General features: G+C 49.4%; 22 protein-coding genes and 1 tRNA gene. 8 read left to right on the forward strand and 15 right to left on the reverse strand.

From position 1 onward, the window contains the following. Positions 1-54: 54 nt before the first annotated feature. The 3 genes from AAC632_RS09355 to rplU form a co-directional block, all read right to left on the reverse strand. Positions 55-594, reverse strand: a complete 540-nt coding sequence (locus AAC632_RS09355) for a GNAT family N-acetyltransferase (protein ID WP_340296658.1) — start codon at positions 592-594, stop codon at positions 55-57. 96 nt (positions 595-690) lie between these two features. Further along, a complete protein-coding gene (gene rpmA / locus AAC632_RS09360; protein ID WP_317654644.1) occupies positions 691-960 on the reverse strand; it encodes a 50S ribosomal protein L27 in 270 nt (89 codons plus the stop codon). Between the two features lie 12 nt (positions 961-972). Then, positions 973-1,608 carry a 50S ribosomal protein L21 gene (gene rplU, locus AAC632_RS09365; protein ID WP_340296656.1) on the reverse strand — a complete coding sequence of 212 codons (636 nt, stop codon included), beginning with the start codon at positions 1,606-1,608 and terminating at the stop codon, positions 973-975. A gap of 322 nt (positions 1,609-1,930) precedes the next feature. Between rplU and AAC632_RS09370 the strand changes: the two genes are divergently transcribed. The 5 genes from AAC632_RS09370 to AAC632_RS09390 all read left to right on the forward strand — a co-directional run bounded on the left by AAC632_RS09370 (position 1,931) and on the right by AAC632_RS09390 (position 5,995). After that, positions 1,931-2,020: transfer RNA gene (locus AAC632_RS09370), tRNA-Ser, on the forward strand. Positions 2,021-2,164: 144 nt separating this feature from the next. Further along, a complete protein-coding gene (locus AAC632_RS09375; protein ID WP_340296654.1) occupies positions 2,165-3,367 on the forward strand; it encodes a tyrosine-type recombinase/integrase in 1,203 nt (400 codons plus the stop codon). Then, positions 3,354-3,863: a hypothetical protein gene (locus AAC632_RS09380; protein ID WP_340296653.1), complete on the forward strand. Its 510-nt coding sequence runs from the start codon at positions 3,354-3,356 to the stop codon at positions 3,861-3,863. Before AAC632_RS09375 ends, AAC632_RS09380 begins: the two co-directional genes overlap by 14 nt. 90 nt (positions 3,864-3,953) lie before the next feature. Further along, positions 3,954-4,145: a helix-turn-helix transcriptional regulator gene (locus AAC632_RS09385; RefSeq protein ID WP_340296651.1), complete on the forward strand. Its 192-nt coding sequence runs from the start codon at positions 3,954-3,956 to the stop codon at positions 4,143-4,145. A 95-nt stretch (positions 4,146-4,240) separates the two neighbouring features. Further along, positions 4,241-5,995 carry an AAA family ATPase gene (locus tag AAC632_RS09390; RefSeq protein WP_340299908.1) on the forward strand — a complete coding sequence of 585 codons (1,755 nt, stop codon included), beginning with the start codon at positions 4,241-4,243 and terminating at the stop codon, positions 5,993-5,995. Between the two features lie 608 nt (positions 5,996-6,603). Here the strand turns inward: AAC632_RS09390 and AAC632_RS09395 are convergent. Genes AAC632_RS09395 through AAC632_RS09410 form a run of 4 tightly spaced genes read right to left on the reverse strand, consistent with a single transcriptional unit; the run spans position 6,604 to position 8,062 of the window. Next, positions 6,604-7,041 carry a hypothetical protein gene (locus AAC632_RS09395; protein ID WP_340296647.1) on the reverse strand — a complete coding sequence of 146 codons (438 nt, stop codon included), beginning with the start codon at positions 7,039-7,041 and terminating at the stop codon, positions 6,604-6,606. Next, complete coding sequence (locus AAC632_RS09400) at positions 7,034-7,276, reverse strand: hypothetical protein (protein ID WP_340296645.1); 243 nt, start codon at positions 7,274-7,276, stop codon at positions 7,034-7,036. The genes AAC632_RS09395 and AAC632_RS09400 overlap by 8 nt, the downstream gene beginning before the upstream one ends. Next, positions 7,273-7,683, reverse strand: a complete 411-nt coding sequence (locus tag AAC632_RS09405; protein WP_340296643.1) for a hypothetical protein — start codon at positions 7,681-7,683, stop codon at positions 7,273-7,275. Before AAC632_RS09405 ends, AAC632_RS09400 begins: the two co-directional genes overlap by 4 nt. Then, a complete protein-coding gene (locus AAC632_RS09410) occupies positions 7,673-8,062 on the reverse strand; it encodes a hypothetical protein (RefSeq protein WP_340296641.1) in 390 nt (129 codons plus the stop codon). The genes AAC632_RS09405 and AAC632_RS09410 overlap by 11 nt, the downstream gene beginning before the upstream one ends. A 274-nt stretch (positions 8,063-8,336) precedes the next feature. Between AAC632_RS09410 and AAC632_RS09415 the strand changes: the two genes are divergently transcribed. Together AAC632_RS09415 and AAC632_RS09420 are read left to right on the forward strand one after the other, a co-directional pair. Further along, positions 8,337-8,972: a hypothetical protein gene (locus AAC632_RS09415; protein ID WP_340296639.1), complete on the forward strand. Its 636-nt coding sequence runs from the start codon at positions 8,337-8,339 to the stop codon at positions 8,970-8,972. Between the two features lie 151 nt (positions 8,973-9,123). Continuing rightward, positions 9,124-9,546 carry a hypothetical protein gene (locus tag AAC632_RS09420; RefSeq protein WP_340296637.1) on the forward strand — a complete coding sequence of 141 codons (423 nt, stop codon included), beginning with the start codon at positions 9,124-9,126 and terminating at the stop codon, positions 9,544-9,546. A gap of 53 nt (positions 9,547-9,599) precedes the next feature. On the opposite strand, the gene AAC632_RS09425 is transcribed toward AAC632_RS09420, so the two are convergent. From AAC632_RS09425 to AAC632_RS09455, 7 genes are all read right to left on the reverse strand, one after another. Next, positions 9,600-10,991 carry an OmpA family protein gene (locus tag AAC632_RS09425; RefSeq protein ID WP_340296635.1) on the reverse strand — a complete coding sequence of 464 codons (1,392 nt, stop codon included), beginning with the start codon at positions 10,989-10,991 and terminating at the stop codon, positions 9,600-9,602. Then, positions 10,984-12,084: a hypothetical protein gene (locus AAC632_RS09430; RefSeq protein WP_340296633.1), complete on the reverse strand. Its 1,101-nt coding sequence runs from the start codon at positions 12,082-12,084 to the stop codon at positions 10,984-10,986. Before AAC632_RS09430 ends, AAC632_RS09425 begins: the two co-directional genes overlap by 8 nt. Before the next feature lie 9 nt (positions 12,085-12,093). Continuing rightward, positions 12,094-13,311, reverse strand: coding sequence for an OmpA family protein (locus AAC632_RS09435; RefSeq protein WP_340296632.1), 1,218 nt, complete (start codon positions 13,309-13,311; stop codon positions 12,094-12,096). Positions 13,312-13,322: 11 nt separating this feature from the next. Then, the gene (locus tag AAC632_RS09440; protein WP_340296630.1) at positions 13,323-14,789 is read right to left on the reverse strand and encodes a hypothetical protein; all 1,467 of its coding nucleotides are present in this window, start codon (positions 14,787-14,789) and stop codon (positions 13,323-13,325) included. Positions 14,790-15,533: 744 nt separating this feature from the next. After that, entirely contained in the window at positions 15,534-15,878 is a 345-nt protein-coding gene (locus AAC632_RS09445) for a hypothetical protein (RefSeq protein ID WP_340296628.1), read from the reverse strand. A gap of 81 nt (positions 15,879-15,959) precedes the next feature. Further along, positions 15,960-16,352 (reverse strand): hypothetical protein, encoded by a 393-nt coding sequence (locus AAC632_RS09450; protein WP_340296626.1) that lies wholly within the window; start codon positions 16,350-16,352, stop codon positions 15,960-15,962. A gap of 196 nt (positions 16,353-16,548) precedes the next feature. Then, positions 16,549-16,728 (reverse strand): hypothetical protein, encoded by a 180-nt coding sequence (locus AAC632_RS09455; protein WP_340296624.1) that lies wholly within the window; start codon positions 16,726-16,728, stop codon positions 16,549-16,551. 274 nt (positions 16,729-17,002) lie between these two features. On the opposite strand from AAC632_RS09455, the gene typA reads away from it, so the two are divergent. After that, positions 17,003-18,820, forward strand: a complete 1,818-nt coding sequence (typA, locus tag AAC632_RS09460) for a translational GTPase TypA (RefSeq protein ID WP_340296622.1) — start codon at positions 17,003-17,005, stop codon at positions 18,818-18,820. Positions 18,821-18,856: 36 nt separating this feature from the next. Here the strand turns inward: typA and cysE are convergent, their stop codons facing one another. After that, the gene (gene cysE, locus AAC632_RS09465; protein ID WP_340296620.1) at positions 18,857-19,672 is read right to left on the reverse strand and encodes a serine O-acetyltransferase; all 816 of its coding nucleotides are present in this window, start codon (positions 19,670-19,672) and stop codon (positions 18,857-18,859) included. Positions 19,673-19,886 lie beyond the last annotated feature (214 nt).

The following is a 19,886-nucleotide window of genomic DNA, read 5'->3' on the forward strand; positions in this document are numbered from 1 at the left end:
GCAGCTTGTGGCGCTCCCTTGCCAAATTAGGAATGTCTGACCTGCCTTAGCGCCTTAGATCAGTTTTTTCAAATATGTCCATGTGGGCAATGCCGCGCTGCGCGCGACTGAATAGCTTTCTGCATCGCCCAGATATTCAAAGCCTGCATTCACCAAAACCCGCGCCGAGCTTGGGTTGTCTTGAAAGACGCTTGCGAAAATTGTGTCATTGGCTAGCGGATTGGCAGCAATGAGGGCGCGCACCACTTCGGAGGCGACACCCGTGTTCCACATTGTGGGGGCCACCCAATAGCGGATTTCCGACTGTCCGCGATCCATTTGGTGCAATTCGATCACGCCAATCAATTCCGCCCCACCTGAAGGGCTAGCATCAATGGCCCAAATCACATCTTGGGATTGATCCGCCAAGGCGCGCTCAATCATGGCTTCAACCGCCCCTGGTGGCAGCGGATGTGGGATATTGGGTGTCATCTCGGCCACGCGTTTGTCGGATGCGTAAAGCGACATCAACCCTGTATCCGCCATACTTAAGGGGCGCAGCTGAAAGCGATCTGTCGTGATGACAGATTGCGCGGTGATTTTGTCTTGCTTCATGATCGCACCTATTGCCCAATTTTAGGGCTTAACCAACGAAAAAAGGGCCGGCTGAAACGCCGGCCCCTTTTCGAAATCATCGCGAAAAGCGTGGCGTTACTCAGCAGCTTCTGCTGTCGGCAACACGGAGATAAATGTGCGGCCCTTAAAGCCCTTGCGGAAGCTGACATTGCCCTCAGCAGTTGCGAAGATCGTGTGATCTTTGCCAATGCCAACACCTTCACCCGGCCACCATTTTGTGCCGCGTTGACGGCAGATGATGTTACCTGGAATTACGGCTTCGCCACCGAATTTCTTAATGCCAAGGCGGCGACCAGCACTGTCGCGGCCGTTGCGGGACGAGCCACCTGCTTTTTTATGTGCCATGTGTCTCTCTCCTTATGCCTTGTCCGCTTTCGCGGCTTTGGGTTTCGCAGCTGCCTTTTTAGGTGCTGCGGCTTTCTTCTCGGCGGCGTCCTTCTTGGGGGCTGCTTTCTTGGCAGGGGCCTTTTTAGGGGCGCCTGCCTTTGCATCCTCTGCCTTTGCGGCCGCAGGCTTTTTCGCGGCTGCCTTTGCAGGCTTCTCTGCCGCGTCTGCCGCCTTCGGCGCCGCTGCCTTCTTGGCAGGGGCTTTTGCAGGGGTTGCTGCAACCAAGGCCGCCATTTCAGCCGCAGAAACAGAACCCGCGCCAACAGCCGCCTTAACGCCAGATTTGTCCGCGCCCGAGGCAAGGATCTCTGTCACGCGCAACAGGGTCAGTTGCTGACGATGGCCCTTGGTACGCTTAGAGCTGTGCTTACGGCGGCGCTTGACGAAGTGGATCAGCTTTTCGCCTTTGATCTGGTCGATCACAGTGGCCTGAACAGCAGCACCAGACACAAGCGGCGCACCAAGCATTGGCTTGTCGCCACCGACCATCAGAATTTCGTTGAATTGAACGGTTTCACCCGCTGCAGCCGCCAGTTTTTCAACGCGCAGAACGTCACCCGCCTGCACCTTATACTGTTTGCCGCCTGTCTTAAGGACCGCGAACATGGGCCTTTCCTTTCCAGTTTCGCGCCGTGCGGCCCCCGCCTTGGGGTGTTGATGCAAGGGTTTGACCCACTTGCGCCTCTGGCTGCGCACCCTGATTTCAGGGCATTCATCACAAAAATCAGAAACCGCCCGAGTCACCTCGCGCGGTCTGTGCGATGCGTATGCCCCAAGGGCGTTTGACTGTCAAGGTGAAGTCAGAGGCAAATCATGGCAAATAGGGCTACGCATTCAAGGCAGCAAAAAATCTTGCAAGCAGCTGCCCACACCCCCTTGCGCGCCCTGCCGCCTGCCGCTATTCCCCCACCACCCTGACCCAAAGCGCGGAGAGGTGCCGGAGTGGTCGAACGGGGCGGTCTCGAAAACCGTTGTGGGGGTAACTCCACCCAGGGTTCGAATCCCTGTCTCTCCGCCACATCCTATTTCACAAAGCTCAAGAAAATAAGATAAATACCAACAAATATTGGTGTTTTTTGATTTTTTCATTTGTCTCAGGATGTCCATATAGTCCATAATGTGGCCTACAAACCATGATGTTTGGCTACAAAAGGTCTACAAATTGGCACTCACGTATAAAGATTTAGAAGCACTGCAGAAATCACCAGACAACCGCTGGGAGCCTGCTGGGACGCCAAATCTATACGCAGTGGCGCGTGGAAATGGTTCTGTAACGTGGATCGCTCGTGTCGGGATTGCTGGAAAAAGACAGAACATTACCATCGGTCAGTGGCCAAAAGTGAAGGCTAATGAGGCCCGCGATATAACGCCTGCTATTAAATCAATGCTCAAAAGTGGCTACAACTCTGATGCGGTGAAAAACGCGCTTAGCCTTACCCTTGATCCAATTCAGTTCTCATCACTGGTGCGCGCTGAGAAGGTCCCAGCCAGCGGAAAGACCCCTACCTTCGAGGAGGTGGCCACACATTGGTATGAAAAGCACCTCCGCGATGGCCTATCTGACGGTCCATACAAGAAACAAGTCATTCAGCAGCTACGGGATCACGTGTTTCCAAAGCTTGGTCGGCGCCCAATAAACGAGATTAAGCAGAAGGAAATCCGTGAGGCGTTGAGTGACATTTGGGTCAACCATGAGCCGAGCGGTAAAAAAATCCGTAGCAACATCGAGCGCATATTCGAGTTAGCCGTTGCTGATGAGTTGGTGGAATACAACCCGACACCTTCGCCAAGGTTAATGCCTAAGTCTCGGCATGTTGTTCAGCACATGGCCCACCTGCCCTACGAACGCGCTCCTGAGTTCTGGCAGTGGTTAATGTCGCGCCCCAGAATGAGCGTGCAGACGCGCACAGGGATTGCCATGGCTTTGCTACTGGCAAAACGCAGTCAGGAGATACGCTTCATTGAGTGGAGCCATATCGACTTCGATAATGCCGTATGGACCACACCTGCAACCCGAATGAAAATGCGCAAGAAACACCGTCAGCCGCTAACGGAACCAATTTTGAGCATGCTTCATGACTTGAAGCGACTGACTGGCAACCAGAGATACGCGCTTGGTGTGGCTGATAAGCCCATCAGCGAAAACGCTATGCTCCTCGCCGTTAAGCGGTTTGACGATATTACGATACACGGGTTTCGCGCGACCTGCGGCACGTGGTGCGAGGAAAACGGTGTAGATCAACAGGTCAACAAGTTTATCAAAGCGCACCAACCAAAATACCTAGATGCCGCTTATCAGCGTTCAGACTTGCTAGAACAGCGGCGTGAGGCACTGCAGAGGTGGGCGGATTATGTCACGGGATAAAATCATCAGCTTTCTCATAGCGCACCGTAATAAGCGCAGCGCCGAACTGAAACAGCTATTTAACAATGACGACAAAACTGAACTTTTAGCTCACATCCGCGAGGTTGTGTTTGGGGCGGAACAATTATCAAATTCCTTGGAGTTTCCCCGCTTAATAATTCGGAGGTTAATCGAAAGCCCTGAAGAATTTGAGAACAGTGACTTACTGCTGCACATTGACCAATCCATGCTCCATCAAGAGATGGCCAGTCATCTTGCAGCTGGAGGAGTGTTACCAACATTTATGACAAAAATTTTGGGCATGAATATTCTTGACCCAACTCGCATTCGAAAAAAGCGCGGTAGAAAACCAAACACCTTAAGAGATGATCAAATTAGACAGATCAATGAAGCTTTAATGCCGCTAACCAAAACTCAGGGCGAGCGCGTAGGTATCCTAAGTCGCGCACTGATCATGTCACCACAGGCGATCGAAACCATCATCTCTCAAGGTTAACCAAAACAAATCGCAGGATTTGTTCAGATTTTTTCACTCGGTTAAGCAGCATAAGAATTGCTCCAAATGGTTAACTTGGAGGCTTATGGCATGACCAATTCACGCATTCTTCGGATCGGCCAAGTTTTGGAGCGCACAGGCATGACGCGGACCACTTGGTATCGTTTATGCCGCACTGATCCCACCTTCCCACGGCGCATCCAGCTAGGACCGCGCTGCGTTGGCTTCTTAGAACATGAAGTGGACGCTTGGATCAGCAGCGTTACCGAGCAACGTCAATAAAAAACCCCTGCCAGACGGAGGCCTGACAGGGAGATCATTGATGCATGATCATATTACCTGAGTGCCTTCCTCGGCGCAACTTGCTGAGGCCAAAAATGAGTATTTCATTTGATGAATACGCACCAAATATAATAGCCACACTGGGCCTGAAACAAACATCACGAAACGAATGGCATGGCCCATGTCCAAATTGTGGCGGTGATGACCGCTTCTGGATTGCTGACCATAATGGCAGTCTGAAGCATCACTGTCGCAAAGATTGCGCCCTGTCCGATCGAACGCGTCAGCTGGAGCAAGCTGGACTACTGCCAAAGTTTGAGCCGCAAATGCCAGACTTACCGCGCCAAACCAAACTGGATGTGCCGTATCACATCCAAAAGCGCATTGATCTTTCAGGCACAGGCGCTGTCTGTGACGGCAACACGGTTGTTGTCGAAATTCGTGAAGTGGAAACGGGTGAATTTCGCGGCAAGCAATTCATCAACTCTGATGGCTCGAAGCGCTTCAGCCCAGGCATGAAGAAACAAGGCGCAGGCACGTTTATTGGCGAAAAAACAGACCGATTGTATGTCTGCGAAGGGTGGGCGGATGCGGTCGTAGTGCACATAGTCACGGGCCAGCAGACGTTTTTTGCTCTAGATGCTAATACCCTCCCAGCAACAGCTAATCAGCTCAAAGCAAAGGGCTTCAACGTCGTTGTCGCAGCGGACAATGACGAGGCGGGCCGAAAGGCCGTTAAAGCAGCGGGCTTACCTTATGTTATCCCCCCTGTTGTCAAAGATTGGTGGGACTTGTGGAACAGCCAAGGTGATGCAGCAGTTAGAGCGGCCGTTGCCACAACCACCAGTCCCAACGCTCTGCAGCTGTTCAGCCATGTGTTGGATATCAATCTGGAGCCACCAAGCTTCATTATTGACGGCATATTGCCAAAATATGCCTCAGCAGCTTTGGTTGCTCCCTCATATACGGGCAAGAGCTTCATGGCCGTTGATATGGCGTGCAGCATCGCAACAGGCCATGACTTCCATGGACATGCGGTCGAACAAGGCGGGGTAATGTATATCCTTGGTGAGGGGCGGCAGGGTATACGTCGTCGGGCTGAGGCTTGGGCAAAAGACCGCGGTGTGCAACTCGATCGTAAAAACAGCCCCCTGCACTTTTCGAATTCGAGTATCGATATGCGTGACCGCACGCGGCTAGAGGTCCTCCGAGACGATGTCAGCAAGGTCAAAGATGTTAAGCTCATCGTCATCGACACGCTTGCGCGCAACTTCGGCGGTGGTAACGAAAATGCCCCGCAGGATATGGGAGAGTTTGTCAGCGCCTGCGATGAGTTGATGCATGCATTTGAGGCAACCGTTTTGATTGTCCATCATCACGGCAAAGACGGTGCAGCAGGCGCGCGTGGCCACTCATCCTTTTTTGCAGCACTGGACACATCGATGGTGATGCGGAAATTTGGCGAGCATGACGTGCAGCTCATCTGCGACAAACAAAAAGACGCCACGCCATTTGAGCCAATGCAGTTTTGCTTTGTGACGATTGATGAGACGTCTGTCCTGCACCGCGTCGATTATCGACAACGCAAGAATACTGAAAAGCTCAGCGCTGCGCAGCAGTTGGCGATGGACACGTTCAAGGAGGCGACAAAATCAAAACCAGAGCCTTGTCGCATACACTTGGACGAATGGCGTCCAATTTTTCTCCAGCGACATACAGGCGACAATGATAAGTCAAAAAATGATGCCTTCAGCCGAGCGCGGCGCGACCTTGTTGCAAAGGGATTATTAACTGCGAAAGACGATTACTACTCACTCGGCGACAAGGCGACATCAGGCGACAATCTGTAAAGATGACGCCCGACATAACCCTGCAGATGGCGACACGACAGACACCCCCTTTTAGGGGTGTCGTCTTGTCGTCTGCTGGATGTGAGACGGGGTTATTTAAGTTGTAAGCTCGCAAACTGATCATTAGCGTGAACTTATGAGACGATGCTTTCGAACAATTACAACTTTGACCTTTAGCGCTGTGCTTTTGTTTGGGAGCCAGCAATCTGCTGCGGCGCAACAGTTCCAACGCTTGGAAAATATACAAGAACGGGTCGCGCCCTCATACATTCCCACCCGCTGTGCAGCTCTTCACCAGGCAGTGATGGAGTGGGGTGGAGAAACTAGGCTTGGCAGTGAGCTTTGGCGACAGACCGACGAACTTCGAAGCAATTTTATAGTAATAGCAGGGTTGATCGCTCAGCAGACGCAAGGGGGAACAATCGAGGACGTAATCAACGGCATAGTAAGAGACGTTAGAAATGTTGCCGATATTTATCTCGATAGGTTTGAAACGAATTATGCAATTAGTGGTCAGGCAATTGACGGGGACGAGATTGTAACTAGCGATCTAGACTACTGCCGAATGGCTGCGGAAGTCCTAATGCAGTAGGCTATTAAAATTGCATTCACCCACCGGTCAATACCTCGGAGCAGTAGCCGGTCGCAACGGTTGTGCCGATATAATCAGAGCCATTCGAAAGCGAGACAGCCATAAATCTTCGAGTTGATAGATTTGCGCTGAAAATGAGCGTATTTCCGTTGTTTGCACAGTTTACCATGCTAGCTTCACCAGTCGCTGGATCGTGAAGGGTGCGGCAATCTCTTGGCTCCCAACTCCAAATTATTTCTGTTTGGGTAACAGATGGACCATCCAATTCGACAACGTAGTGGTCGCGAACTTCCTCTTCATCGATGATTTCTGTCACCCATTGGTTGTCTGAATAAGCCATAAAGCCACCAGTCTCCGAAACACAAACAAAGCGCTCTCCCGCCAAGGATGGGCCTGCAAGTGTCAAAATAGATGCTATGCCAAATATAAAAATTTTGGAGTTCAAACTAGTCATTCCAATGCTCCCAACCCAGCACAACCCGCAGCCACACCCTCGAGTTATACTCGTCCTGTTCGAGCAGCAGGTCAGTCATCTCAGCGAAGTCGTCATCTGAGCAGGCGTTCACATTGGTGCAGACACTGTATTCTTCAGCCATACTTGCAAGGATCATCGTGCCATCGTCATGCAGCTTCGCGATAGTGAAGAGGCAGGCCGCGATGACAGCTATAAGGGCGAAGAGGAGTTTCATAGCGGGCGGACACACTGCATGTATGCAGAGGAACCCAAATTAGATTGAAAATCTCTCCACATTTCATAATTGTCGAGCGCAATTGCATTGATCGTCATTATTAAAGTCCGCCGGTTCAGCAGGTAAACTGCGATAAGGTGATTGGCGTCTCCTGGCCAATCCTCATTTTCGTAGATCCATAATAAATGATCATCACTTTCTGATAACAACTTAAGCCAACGAGGAGCGGCCCCTCCGCTCATGTAGCCGGACCAATCATCTGTTGTGAATTCGAATACAAATGGGTCAGAAATTCCACGATCCATTAGATCTGAGCATTCAAGCCTTAAAGTTTCTCCAGAAGCCGACGCGGCATTCAAAAAAAACAGAACGCATGCAGCAGCAATAAGTTTCGCCTCACTGAACACAAGGCCACTCCTCGGCAAGTGCGGCAAAGAGCATGCCCACGGGAAGGCTCCACAGGCTTGGATTATCCTCTGCATAATTCCACATTGCTTGTTTTACAGCAGATAGTGAAGCATCTCCCCCTGCCAAATCGGCTTTCAAGTGGTTGGGAGTGTCGTCACGGCCAAGCTGGCAATTCAAGTCCATCAAGCTCGATATGCCTACAACCACACCCATGCACATTGAAGCTTGGTTGAAGTCCTCATCGTCAACAAGGTCGTTTGATCTTAAAGTGGGACACACTTCAAAGAATTGTTGAACAGTCTGAGGCGCAACTAAATCCCCTTTCACAGGAGAAGCGAGCGCTGTGGCGATCAGGGCGGTTGTCAGGAGGTTTTTCATGCTAGTTACCCTCGTTTGTAACCCACACTCAGGTTGTGATCGGTCTCGCAGGTATCGCCTGAACAGCACTCAAAAATATTAGACTTGCATACCGCACATTGCTCATGACCATGAACTACAATCGTATTCAGTGGTGACTGACATCTAGGGCATCTCTGCTTGTAGCGATTGGCCGGTTGAAGCAGGTTGTCCATCATTTTTAGCAACTCCTTATCTTGTAAGATAGTGCCTCTAAGTGATTATCTAAGTTCTGTATTAGCTATGAGAGACTTTAATGTTTGAATGGAAAGAATACGAGGGTTTGCTACTAGAGCACTTTGGTGCATCCTGCTTAGATAAAAGCTATATCGAACATCTTCGAAATTCGTTTATAAAAATTGAGGATTACTGGAGATCACACAATTCTAATTTCTCAATTGAAAGAGTGATCATCGGAGAGGCTCCATTATTTAAAAATTCATCTTATATTTATAATGCAAATTGTTCCAACACATCTTTTTTATGGCCTAGTGACTTTCCTAATATCAAATCAGGGGACAAGTCTTACCTACTTGAATTGCTAGTTAGAAATAAGATATCAGTTGTAGATGCATATCCTTACGCATTTAATGATTTTAACACCCCTGAGATAACTTATAAAAAATTAAGATCAAATAAGCATAAAATATTTTTGATGAAGTCATTTCAGGCTTATGGCCTGAGGAGAATTAAAGCCATTTTGGAAAATAATCCAAACGTTATTATTAGTTTTAGATATAAAAGAAACGATAAAGATTTAGGTGAGTTAGTTGACCAAGTGATAAGAGAAGACAGTTCATTTCCTAAAAGGTTCGTTGACTTAAGTTCAAAAAACATCTCGATTGATAAGGGGAAATTTGAAAAATTCTTGAAAGGAATTCTTATTAATTGATAGTAATTTGTTAAAAAGAAAGCCCACAAAGGTCGGTCAGAAGTTGACTGTACGCACCTAATAAACGCAACGGACTTTAATGACGAGATATCTGACTGTGCAGTAAATATTCTGTTGGTATCAAACGAAAGATTATACGGAGCTCTTTGCCATGGCATCGGGATATAGACGTAAAAGTAGCACTTCAAAAAGTGGCGTGACCAGAACCGTTACACAGAAAAAAGGTGGCGGTGTAAAAACAACAACGTCACAAAAACTCGGTTCTAGCACTAGAGTAGCCCGCACTAAAACTCAAAGTGGAGCTACGATTGTAAAAACTACACGAAAAACTGCTGATGGATACGTAGTTCGCTCGCAGAAAACTGTTGTTAAACCTCCGAAGACCACAGCCCCCAAGCCAAAGGCACCTCCAAAGCCTAAGCCAGCCCCAAAAATTAAAGTTCCAAAAGCCACGAAGGTTGGGAAAATGAAACTCCCGAGACAGCGGCATATAAAACACAAAGGTTCAGTAATTGAGGTGTATCTAATTTTTGCACTGATTTTGGCTGGTATTGTCGGTGCAATATTTGCGTGACAACAAACTTATATCCTCAATAGAAGATAACTTCTTATCAAATTCGCGCGGCTCTATTGCGTTACGGTCTCCTCAATTTCTTGCATAATATCAGAAATATCAGGCGCGGCCGAAAGTAAAACGCGCTGTGACCCTTCAAGCGAAACCTCGCCGTTTTCAAACACAGGCCGTGAAGAAGAGAAGCCGATGGCCACCGAACGCTCTCTTGCCCATTGGCCTAAATCTTGCCCCCAGGTGGTGTCTATACAGTATTCTAGGACGACGCGAGCCCGTGCCTGAGAAAGTTCCAAGTTGCGCAAATATGCGTCTTGTTCATTGCGAGCTCCGCGCCACCCTGGAGATGCATGACCCTCAATACGGATTTCTTCTATTTCAAAACCTTGATCTCTGAGAGTGCTAAGCCACGGCAAACAAAGCTCGTCGAGGAAGGTCCGCATTTCTGGAGTGAGGTCAGCCCTTCCGCGTGGGAACAGGGTCGCATCGGAAAAAGAGATCGTTCCTCTGCTATCAATACGTCCGCCTCGGCTTTCGACTACATCACCTAATGCCTCATCAAGCGAACTTGCCAGAGTTAGTGTTCGTTGTGCGGCCTCCTCCAAAGCCGCTCCGACCTGTGCTGCAAGCGATGCTTCAGTATCATCATCAAGGGCCTGCACAATCGCGTAGGCTTGTTCTAATGTTTGTGGTGACCATCCCGTGGCCTCCAAAAGGGTTTCCAAGCGTTGCCAATCTGATGGGGAAAGATTGTCGTTTATCGTTGTGCCAACCTCTATGGCGTCTGATACGTCCTCCTCAGAGACCCGTGGATCAAGCTCTTGGATCGAACGCGCTATTGTAACCCCTCGGGTTAGAGTAAACGGATCAACTCCACCGAATTCACCTACGTTAGAGGCTAAATCTTCTGGGCTTTCGACCGCCTCGAACGCTTCTGCTAGATTACGCATGGCCTCATCAGAAACTTCAGTTAACGCATTAAGAAGTTCTTGTCTGCCTGGCCGTGTTGCTTGATCGATGACATTACCAAGCTCCGCGTTGGTCATGTCCTCAAGAGCAGATGCAATCGCAGTTGCAGAATATAGCTCGCCAGAAGCAATTAATTCTTGGATTTTTTCTCGCTCTGCCGCAGTGAATTCAGTCCAAGTGGCGACTGAACTCGCCAATTGCTCGTTTCTAACCTGTGCCTCTTCTAATCGTCTTTCCGCTTCAACTAATCGAGCCTGAACCACCTGAAGGGTGTCTTCTGTTTGCGTAAGTCTGAACGTTGCATAATTCAGTTGTTCATCTAGGGCATTTACCTGCTCTTGTTTCTCAAAAACTTCCGCCTGTTTGAGCAGCAAAATGAGAAGCAAAATGAAAGATAACAGAATAAAAACCTCACCGATGGTGAAGCCAAGAACAGAACCACGCCGATAAGCGGAGGCTGCGTTCTCTTTAAGATCAACCAACTCTGTTGCCCTTTATTCGCAGCCACAACCTCACTAACCAGTTTGCGCGTTCTTTTTCGATCTGCCGGGATAGAGCTTGGATTTTTTGGAGCGACTTATGAATGTCATTAGATTGGTCGCTCAGGCCTTTTATGGTGGCGCCTAAATCCTGAGCTACTGAGCTTGTAGACTTTGCGGTGGTAGAATTGAAGTTGTCGATAGATTTTACCGCCTCTTCAACCGCATTAGTTAACCCCTTTGTGCTTGTAGTAAGAGCGGCAACCAACTGAGAAATCTGCTCATTAGTGTTAGCGATCTCAGACTTCAGCTCAGTAACTGCTGCTTTGCTTTCCGATACACTGTTATTCGCGAAAGAGCGCATCTCTGAACCAGCAGTTTGAGTAATGCCAGTCAGCGCGTCGGTAAGCTGCTTAGTAATAAGCTCGTTCACCGATGCGAGCTTTCCTTCAATAGCCGAAAGTGACTTTTCAGTTTCACTGGTTATCGAACTTCTTTGAGTGTTGCGTGCATCTTCAGCAACTTTGGCAATCGACGTCGCCGTCTCTGATAGAACCTGAGTTACTTCTACCGAAAAGGATTTCATTTCAGCTATTGATTGAGCAAGAACACCCCTCAGCTCAGATGTGGCTTTACTGAGTGATAGGCGCGCTTCACGATCCCTAGCAGCAAGGTCATGCCGCCCCTGCATGAGGATCACCCTTAGGAAAACTCCAATAATGGTTGAAGACAAAGCCACGCCAAAGCCTGAGATGAGTTGCCGGTATGCAATAACATCGTTGTCCAGCTGACTAATCTGAAACAGTGCGATACTTAGGCTTGTCAGGGTAAACAGAAAGCCGAGGTAGTAGCAGTTATCACCGATTGTCTCAGGCTCAATTTTAGTTTGATTGCTAAAGTATGATACCGCGGCATAGGCGATAAGTGCTGCGCCGGTGACTACCACTGCGAGAAGATTTGTGACACTGCCAAGCTCTGCAAAGATTTTGATGACAATCAACGCGGCAACACCAAAACTAAAAGCCATCCCAAGCGTTACAAGCTCGCGGAGGTTGGTGCCTTCGCTTATTCGTTTTGTGTTTCTTTCTTTAGCCATCAGTTGCCCTTAAATTTCTTGATCAGTGGCAATACGGACTGATTTAGCGTTAAAGTAGTTACGCCAAAAATCTAGAATTGCGAGCTTCGAAGTGACTGTGTCCTGTCGTAGAATACGATACAGGCTTATGGATAAGTTCTCAGGGGTCAAATTCAGCGTGGCGCCCTCAGATGACGCTATGAATTCACTCCAAGTTTGACCGTCATAAACCGAAAAAATTGGGCTAGACTGAGCCATATCACTGATCATCACAATATCGATACGGCCGTCACGATCGCTGCGGTTATCTAATAAAGCAAACGCTCTATCCAGCGCCTCCAGAAGCAATCTCTTGGGAGCTAAAGTGATCTCAACGCGTCTGTTTAGTCGACGACCCTCCTCATTCGCATTAGACGCAATTGGCGCAGCATCACCACGTCCTCCAATAGTTACGTTTGCAGCGTCTATTCCTTCACTTACAATAATGTCTGCAACGCTAGTTGCGCGACGCTCTGATAAATCTTGGTTCTGTAAAGGGTCACCTACATTATCAGTGTGTCCAACAATATTAACTGAAAATTGATCATTTTCGGAAAGACTGCGCCCCAAGTTTTCAATAATTCGGGCGCCTTCTAAATTGAGCCGGTCTGAACCCGTATCAAAGGTCACTGTATCGGACAAAACAATTCTGACTTCGGTATCGGTGGTCGTTACCGCCACGCCCGCCTCGGTAAATTGCGCAGCCCAGTCAGCAAGATAATCAGCATATGATCCAACAGAAATATTTTCGTCCGACCATTCCGTCAGCGTATTTAGAAAAGCCCGCCTCTGATCCTCTAATATGGCTCTATTTTCAGTTAGATTATTAAAGTCCGAGCCACTTGGGTCGCGAGCTAAACACCCGACCTCCTGAATTTGATTGGAAAGTGCGTTTTGGACGCTCGTTAGTAAGACTTGGTGTCGTTCTGGAGTAACGGCAGAATGATCCAAAATGATATTCTTAATTCGAAGCGACTGGGTTTCAGTGAGTGGTGTCGTGTCGTCAACAAAAATCAAAGTAGTGTCCAGCGGCTGACTTGTGCTGCAGCCAGAGGCTAAATCAATTTCTGGCTTCTTACTAAGCATGAGCATAAACGCTACTAAGCCTACCAATCCGCCTATAACGGTTAAGCCAGCTAAAAGCTTAATGCCGGCGCCCGGAGAATTCCCTCTGCGCTTGGTTCTCTTACGCGTTCGATTTCTAGCCATAAATTACCTGATTAACCTTGGACGCCTAAACCTTCGACCGTCTTGTCCCAGCTTGGAAGCTCAGCTTCCTTCCAGTCTGAGCGCAAGGCCTCTACTGACGGGAAATAGCTGACATAGGCTTCGTAAATCCGAGAAATATCATTGATGGCTCGATCTGAGATTGTTTTGATCTCATTGCGCCGCTCATCAGCCATTCTTTCCAGTTTTGACGTGTCCATTTTTTCGATGGTTTGTTTTTCGATACCCAGCTTGATCTGAAAACACTTCGGAATTTTACCGTCAGCACGCGCTTCGACGTTGGTATCGCGGTATATTTGAACGAGCATTGCCGTCTTGCCGGTCACCTCTTCGTAAAAGGCGTTCAGCTTATTGGTCAGAGTAGCCTGTCCCGATAAGGCATCAGCTGCCTCGGATAGGAAGGTGTCACTTGCATCGCAGCTAGCTTTAAACTCCTCGATGAACGTATCTCGCTTCTCTTCGAGATCAGCGATGGTCTCATATAACTCATCAGCATAAGCCTGCAGTGCATTCTCTACCCGCCGCGCAACGGCGCCATAGCCAGGATAAGGGTCGAATGAGCCATAGGTTTTGGTAACCGTGTATAGCGATATCATCACCCCCATTATGGCGAGGATCACCGACTTTATGCTCTGAAGCATGAACTCTTGATTTTCGATCCGTGAGAACCACTCGGCACTAGCGAGGTCTGCGTCACCCGTCACTTCAAGCGCGTCTCGATACAAACCAATCCCAATGTTCAGTAATACCGTAGAACCGAGGAAAATAAGAATAACGCTAAACCCAAGCAATTTCAGGAAGAAGCTTCTATGGTTTTTGAACCTCGAAAACCATCCAACAAACCCACTGATTGCAACGTTTGCCAATGCAAAAATTAGGGCAAAGAACGCTCCACCCAACAATCCCTGAGGTGAGGTTTCTGCAAAGAAAAAGGCGTTAATCGCTACTTCAATGACTAGCATTACAACCACAACGATCGCCAGGGTGTAGATCGATTTGCGGGTTTCTTCTAAATAAGGGCGGTTGATCTTGTGCTCTTCCCGAAAGGACTTCAGGTATTTTAGGGCGTCCACAACACCCATAAGTGAGTAAGCCATTTCAGCCCGATTATTGGTGGCAGAACTTAAGAAATCACCTCGCGCTGAAAGCGCGCCTGTCTTTATTTCTTGACTGATACTCTCTGCTCGATTGATGCGAGCTTTATAGGCGCTGAGCATATTCTCATAGAACTCAGTTCCCTGGTTTCTTAGGAACCGCATCCGCTCGACTATTTCTAGCTCGACGGCGTCTGAAGCCTCTTGTTCAGCATTTGGTTTGTTTTCAGCTCCACGTTCTTTTGCTTTCGACCTGATCTTAAGAGAACGCTCAATGCTGTTGGTGTCTATTTCAGGGAATGTGCTTGCAGAAGGTGTAAAACCCTCATCAGACATCATTGATTTTATTGAAGATAAAATTCCCATTAAACAGTCTCTAAGTTCTCATATAACTGTCAGGATTAGTGCAAATCGTTTAACATTAGTCAAACACAATACGGCGATTAATAGGCGATTATCCTTAATTTGTCAGTATACTAGCAACGAGGAGGCAAATGCTTGCGACTTCATTATATGATTTTCATCTTCTTGTTGGTGCCGTTTGGGACTGCGACTGTTCTTAATGCGCATTCGGGCGGTTTAAATGCCCAAGGATGTCACGCCGGGTCACAGCCGTATCATTGCCACAGACCCCAAGCTCAGCCTGAACAATCCACGCCTTCCAGAAATTCGACCAATGGCAATCGGGAGGTAATTTCTGGTCGTATCACACGGGTCAGAGACGGAGACACATTTGTTGTAGGTAATTTGCCAATTCGTTTGGCTGCAGTTGACTGCCCAGAGAATGATACAAGAGCAGGCCAAGCCGCCTCAGAGTTCATGTCTGGGTATGTTGGGGTCACGGCAACTTGCGAACTCACCGGAGCAACTACCTATGATCGTAGCGTCGGCTATTGCTCGATAGAGGGACGAGACGTTGGCCTAATGCTTTTCTCGAACACGGAATGCCGTGTTTGGGAACGATATGACGTTTGGGATCGCTATTAGAACGGGTCCTTCTGAGCCAACCCGATGCGGGTACGTTCAGACCACAAAGGCCTCCTAGCGACAGGGTTATATAAGGGGGGTTATATTACTGGCTGGCGATCAGTGCCGTTGTCAGGAGGTGTTTCATAGTGGGCGCGTGCATTGGTAACGGGTCTCTAAAACCCTAAGATTGGTAACATAAGCTTCCAACATCTGCATAGTTTCCAAATCTAATACATACGTAAATACAAACTTCCCAATGTCACTGCTCCATGTCCAAGCTACAATTTCATCGGTCCATTTAATAATAGCATGTGAAAACTCCATAGGGACGTCTTCATACGTAACGAGCATGGTGTCTGGATACAGTGTCCAGCCTTCTTTTATATGCCGGGCGCCGAGATCACTGCATTCAATGTAAACACTCTCCCCCCTCACAGGCGAGGCAAGTGCGGTGGCGATCAGTGCGGCTGTCAGGAGGTGTTTCATAGGGGATACCTCAATTATCAGGGGCAATGAGCTTCTACGGCAGTGCGTCTGCCGTTGGAATGATAACAGGTGAATTTGAAATCATATTCCGTAATTGCATTGGTAGACCGACTTATATGCAGTCAAATCTCCTGTCTCAGCCCAACGAAAACTTTGTTCCGATGCGTGACTTAAAACGAGAGTTAAACTCTGACGGTCTAAATGAAGCATGCTAGCAGATATTCCAAATTGGCGCAGATCTACTCCATAAGCCCAAATTACATACTCGTCGTTGTAAACCAGCGTAAGATAGGGAGTGTCAAAATTTTCCCCGATAAGTGTGGCAGACAAAGTTTCCGTATTTACTCGAAGGAGGATGGTATCCCCTTCATCGCCATCAGGTCGGATCAGTTCGCAATTTAACACTACCTCTCGCGCGCTCACAGGAGAGGCAAACGCGGTAGCAATCAGTGCGGCTGTCAAGAGGTGTTTCATAGCTAATCCCTTTTCCTAGCAGCGAACCCACCAGCGATCCACCATACGCCAAACAGGATGAAGCCCAACACGGCTGGTGGAATAAAAATTATCTGCAAACCATACTTCAGTGATCCTTTTGCGCTATCATAATTACGGCGCTCACGTGTTCGATACACGCCATTCCAACTTTCGTTTATCATACCCCGTAAAGCGTTTATGTCGTCTTGGTTTCCGACTTCCTCAGCATTACCAAGCCCCCGTCGTCTCCCAGCTCCGCTTCGAAACGGTTCATCCGTTCAAAATCGCTGATAGGGTCATGGATCAAAAAGAACGGGACCACCCAAAGCATCGAGATTATCACCCAAATGCGGAATAAGCCCTTTGCCCAGTTCATTTATTTCCTCCACGAACTCGACTTTGAGCAAATCATAACGTCCATTATGTGCCAAGATGTTTTGACAGAAAGGTCTACAAAATGGTCTACAAATCGATCAATCATAATTATTAATTATTTAATTACAATTAGTTAAAGATTAAATCGTAGAGGACTGTCTCTCCGCCATATCCCTGCACACCCAATCCCTGCCCCTCGCATTTGCGTCTGGCTTTTGTCGGGCTTTGCCGTTATGGGCCTGCGAAACTCTCCCCCTTGCGGATAAGGAATTCCGATGGAACTGCGTAATATCGCGATTATCGCCCATGTCGACCATGGCAAAACAACCCTTGTTGATGAGCTGCTCAAGCAATCGGGCGCCTTCCGCGAGAACCAAGCCGTGGCTGAGCGCGCGATGGACAGCAATGACCTAGAGCGCGAGCGCGGGATCACTATTCTGGCGAAAGCCACCAGCGTGGAATGGAATGGCGCGCGCATTAATATTGTGGACACTCCAGGCCACGCCGATTTCGGCGGCGAGGTGGAGCGCATTTTGAGCATGGTGGATGGCGTGGTGTTGTTGGTGGATGCCGCCGAAGGGCCCATGCCGCAGACGAAATTCGTAACGTCCAAGGCACTGGCGCTAGGCCTGCGCCCCATTGTTGTGCTGAACAAGGTGGATAAACCAGATGCCGAGCCTGATCGCGCCTTGAACGAATGTTTTGATCTTTTTGCTTCGCTTGGGGCAAGTGATGAGCAGCTTGATTTCCCGCATCTCTATGCATCGGGGCGCTCTGGTTGGGCGGATACATCGCTGGAAGGGCCGCGCAAGGATTTGACGGCGCTGTTTGAACTGGTGATGCGCCATGTCCCTGCCCCGCGTCAGATTGCAGAACGCAGCGCGCCGTTTCGGATGCTGGCCACAACGCTTGGTTCTGACCCGTTTATTGGGCGCATCCTGACAGGGCGCGTTGAAAGCGGCACGCTAAAGCCAAATGAAACCGTTAAGGCGCTGTCGCGTGATGGCACCCAGATCGAAAGCTTTCGGGTAAGCAAAATCTTGGCCTTCCGCGGCTTAGGCCAGCAACCCATCGATGCAGCTGAAGCGGGGGATATTGTGACCCTTGCGGGTATGACCAAGGCCACTGTGGCAGATACAATCTGCGCGCCCCAAGTCACAGAGGCGATCCCTGCGCAACCGATTGATCCGCCTACGATTACCGTGACCTTCGGCATCAATGACAGCCCTCTTGCAGGCCGCGATGGCAAAAAGGTGCAAAGCCGTGTGATCCGTGAGCGTCTGATGAAAGAGGCGGAATCGAATGTGGCCATCAAGGTCACTGATACACCTGGCGGCGAGGCGTTTGAGGTCGCAGGGCGCGGCGAATTGCAGATGGGTGTCTTGATCGAGAACATGCGCCGCGAGGGGTTTGAACTGTCGATTTCCCGCCCGCAAGTGTTGTTCCGTGAGGAAGGCGGTCAACGCCTAGAACCCATCGAAGAAGTGACTGTCGATGTGGATGATGAATATGCAGGGGCGGTGATTGAGAAAATCACGGGCCCGCGCAAGGGCGATCTGGTCGAGATGAAGCAGAATGGCGGCAAGACCCGTATTGTGGCACATGTACCATCGCGTGGTTTGATCGGCTATCACGGGGAATTCTTGACCGATACGCGCGGCACAGGCGTGCTGAACCGCGTCTTTCGCGAATGGGCGCCCCATAAAGGGCCAATCCCTGGTCGGCGCGCAGGCGTTTTGATCTCGATGGAAGATGGCGAGGCCGTGGCCTATGCCCTGTGGAACCTTGAAGAGCGTGGCCGCATGTTCATTGGCCCGCAGGAAAAGGTCTATCAAGGCATGATCATTGGCGAACATAGCCGCGATAATGATCTAGAAGTGAACCCGCTTAAGGGCAAGAAATTGACCAACGTGCGCGCCTCTGGCTCTGATGAGGCAGTGCGCCTGACCCCGCATGTTCAATTCAGCCTCGAAGAGGCCATCGCCTATGTCGATGATGATGAACTGGTTGAAGTGACGCCAAATTCGATCCGTTTGCGCAAGCGCTTCCTTGATCCGCACGAGCGTAAGCGCCAATCGCGCGCGGCAAGCTGATAAAGAAAAAAGCCCGCCATTTTGGCGGGCTTTTCCTTATTCGTTTTTGCCAGTCGGTAAAAGTTGATCCATGCTGATAGAGGGCTGTGCGCACCCTGCCTCGCCCACGACCTTTGCAGGCACCCCCGCAACTGTGGTGCAATCAGGCACCTCGTGCAGAACAACAGAACCAGCAGCAATGCGCGAGCAGTGACCAACACGGATATTGCCCAAAACTTTGGCGCCTGCGCCGATCAACACGCCATCCCCAATTTTGGGATGCCGATCTTCTTCCTCTTTGCCTGTGCCGCCTAAGGTCACCGAATGCAGCATCGACACATTGTCGCCGACCACGGCCGTTTCACCGATCACGATAGAATGCGCGTGGTCGATCATGATCCCCTGCCCGATCCGCGCATTGGGGTGGATATCCACGCCGAATAGCTCAGAGGTGCGCATTTGGATGAAATATGCAAAATCGCGCCGTCCCTGCTGCCACAGCCAATGACCCAAACGATAGGCCTGCACCGCTTGAAACCCTTTGAAATAGAGCAGTGGTTGGATGAAACGATGGCAAGCAGGGTCGCGATCTGTCACGGCAACAATATCCGCACGGGCCGCTGCCCCAAGAGATGGGTCGCTGCGATAGGCCTGGTCTACAATCTCACGCAGGATTTGTTCACTCATCTCGCTTGAAGCTAGCTTCTGCGACATCCGATAGGCCAATGCCGCCTCTAGCGATTTATGATGCAGCACGCAGCCATGGATCACACCACCTAGCAGAGGCTCGGCCACAATAGCCTCCTCCGCCTCGCGCAAAATACGATCCCATACAGGATCCAGCTTAGATGGTTTTGGGTGTGTTTGGGCCATATTCTGCCTCCATCACGTCAATTCAGACGACCGATATAGCAGGTATAGCATATTTGAAAACCCAATGCGCTTTCAAAGTTTGGGGCGGGTTAGACCCAATCGGGCAGGCTTAATTGAATATAATGCGCCACCAATCGCACCGTTCCACCTGAAAACACACGCCTTCTGCAGTAAGGGTAAGGGCAGTTGGTGACCAATAAACAAGCGGCGCTTG

It is taken from the genome of Roseobacter sp. HKCC-CH-9351, assembly GCF_037830295.1.
Classification (GTDB): domain Bacteria; phylum Pseudomonadota; class Alphaproteobacteria; order Rhodobacterales; family Rhodobacteraceae; genus M30B80.

Coding starts and splice junctions, on each gene's coding strand:
- AAC632_RS09450 (WP_340296626.1), bottom strand. CDS start 16,352: ATGAAACACCTCTTGACAGCCGCACTGATTGCTACCGCGTTTGCCTCT.
- AAC632_RS09355 (WP_340296658.1), bottom strand. CDS start 594: ATGAAGCAAGACAAAATCACCGCGCAATCTGTCATCACGACAGATCGC.
- rpmA (WP_317654644.1), bottom strand. CDS start 960: ATGGCACATAAAAAAGCAGGTGGCTCGTCCCGCAACGGCCGCGACAGT.
- AAC632_RS09380 (WP_340296653.1), top strand. CDS start 3,354: ATGTCACGGGATAAAATCATCAGCTTTCTCATAGCGCACCGTAATAAG.
- typA (WP_340296622.1), top strand. CDS start 17,003: ATGGAACTGCGTAATATCGCGATTATCGCCCATGTCGACCATGGCAAA.
- AAC632_RS09455 (WP_340296624.1), bottom strand. CDS start 16,728: ATGAACTGGGCAAAGGGCTTATTCCGCATTTGGGTGATAATCTCGATG.
- AAC632_RS09440 (WP_340296630.1), bottom strand. CDS start 14,789: ATGGGAATTTTATCTTCAATAAAATCAATGATGTCTGATGAGGGTTTT.
- AAC632_RS09410 (WP_340296641.1), bottom strand. CDS start 8,062: ATGAAAAACCTCCTGACAACCGCCCTGATCGCCACAGCGCTCGCTTCT.
- AAC632_RS09400 (WP_340296645.1), bottom strand. CDS start 7,276: ATGAAACTCCTCTTCGCCCTTATAGCTGTCATCGCGGCCTGCCTCTTC.
- AAC632_RS09445 (WP_340296628.1), bottom strand. CDS start 15,878: ATGAAACACCTCCTGACAGCCGCACTGATCGCCACCGCACTTGCCTCG.
- AAC632_RS09390 (WP_340299908.1), top strand. CDS start 4,241: ATGAGTATTTCATTTGATGAATACGCACCAAATATAATAGCCACACTG.
- AAC632_RS09395 (WP_340296647.1), bottom strand. CDS start 7,041: ATGACTAGTTTGAACTCCAAAATTTTTATATTTGGCATAGCATCTATT.
- cysE (WP_340296620.1), bottom strand. CDS start 19,672: ATGGCCCAAACACACCCAAAACCATCTAAGCTGGATCCTGTATGGGAT.
- rplU (WP_340296656.1), bottom strand. CDS start 1,608: ATGTTCGCGGTCCTTAAGACAGGCGGCAAACAGTATAAGGTGCAGGCG.
- AAC632_RS09430 (WP_340296633.1), bottom strand. CDS start 12,084: ATGGCTAAAGAAAGAAACACAAAACGAATAAGCGAAGGCACCAACCTC.
- AAC632_RS09435 (WP_340296632.1), bottom strand. CDS start 13,311: ATGGCTAGAAATCGAACGCGTAAGAGAACCAAGCGCAGAGGGAATTCT.
- AAC632_RS09415 (WP_340296639.1), top strand. CDS start 8,337: ATGTTTGAATGGAAAGAATACGAGGGTTTGCTACTAGAGCACTTTGGT.
- AAC632_RS09420 (WP_340296637.1), top strand. CDS start 9,124: ATGGCATCGGGATATAGACGTAAAAGTAGCACTTCAAAAAGTGGCGTG.
- AAC632_RS09385 (WP_340296651.1), top strand. CDS start 3,954: ATGACCAATTCACGCATTCTTCGGATCGGCCAAGTTTTGGAGCGCACA.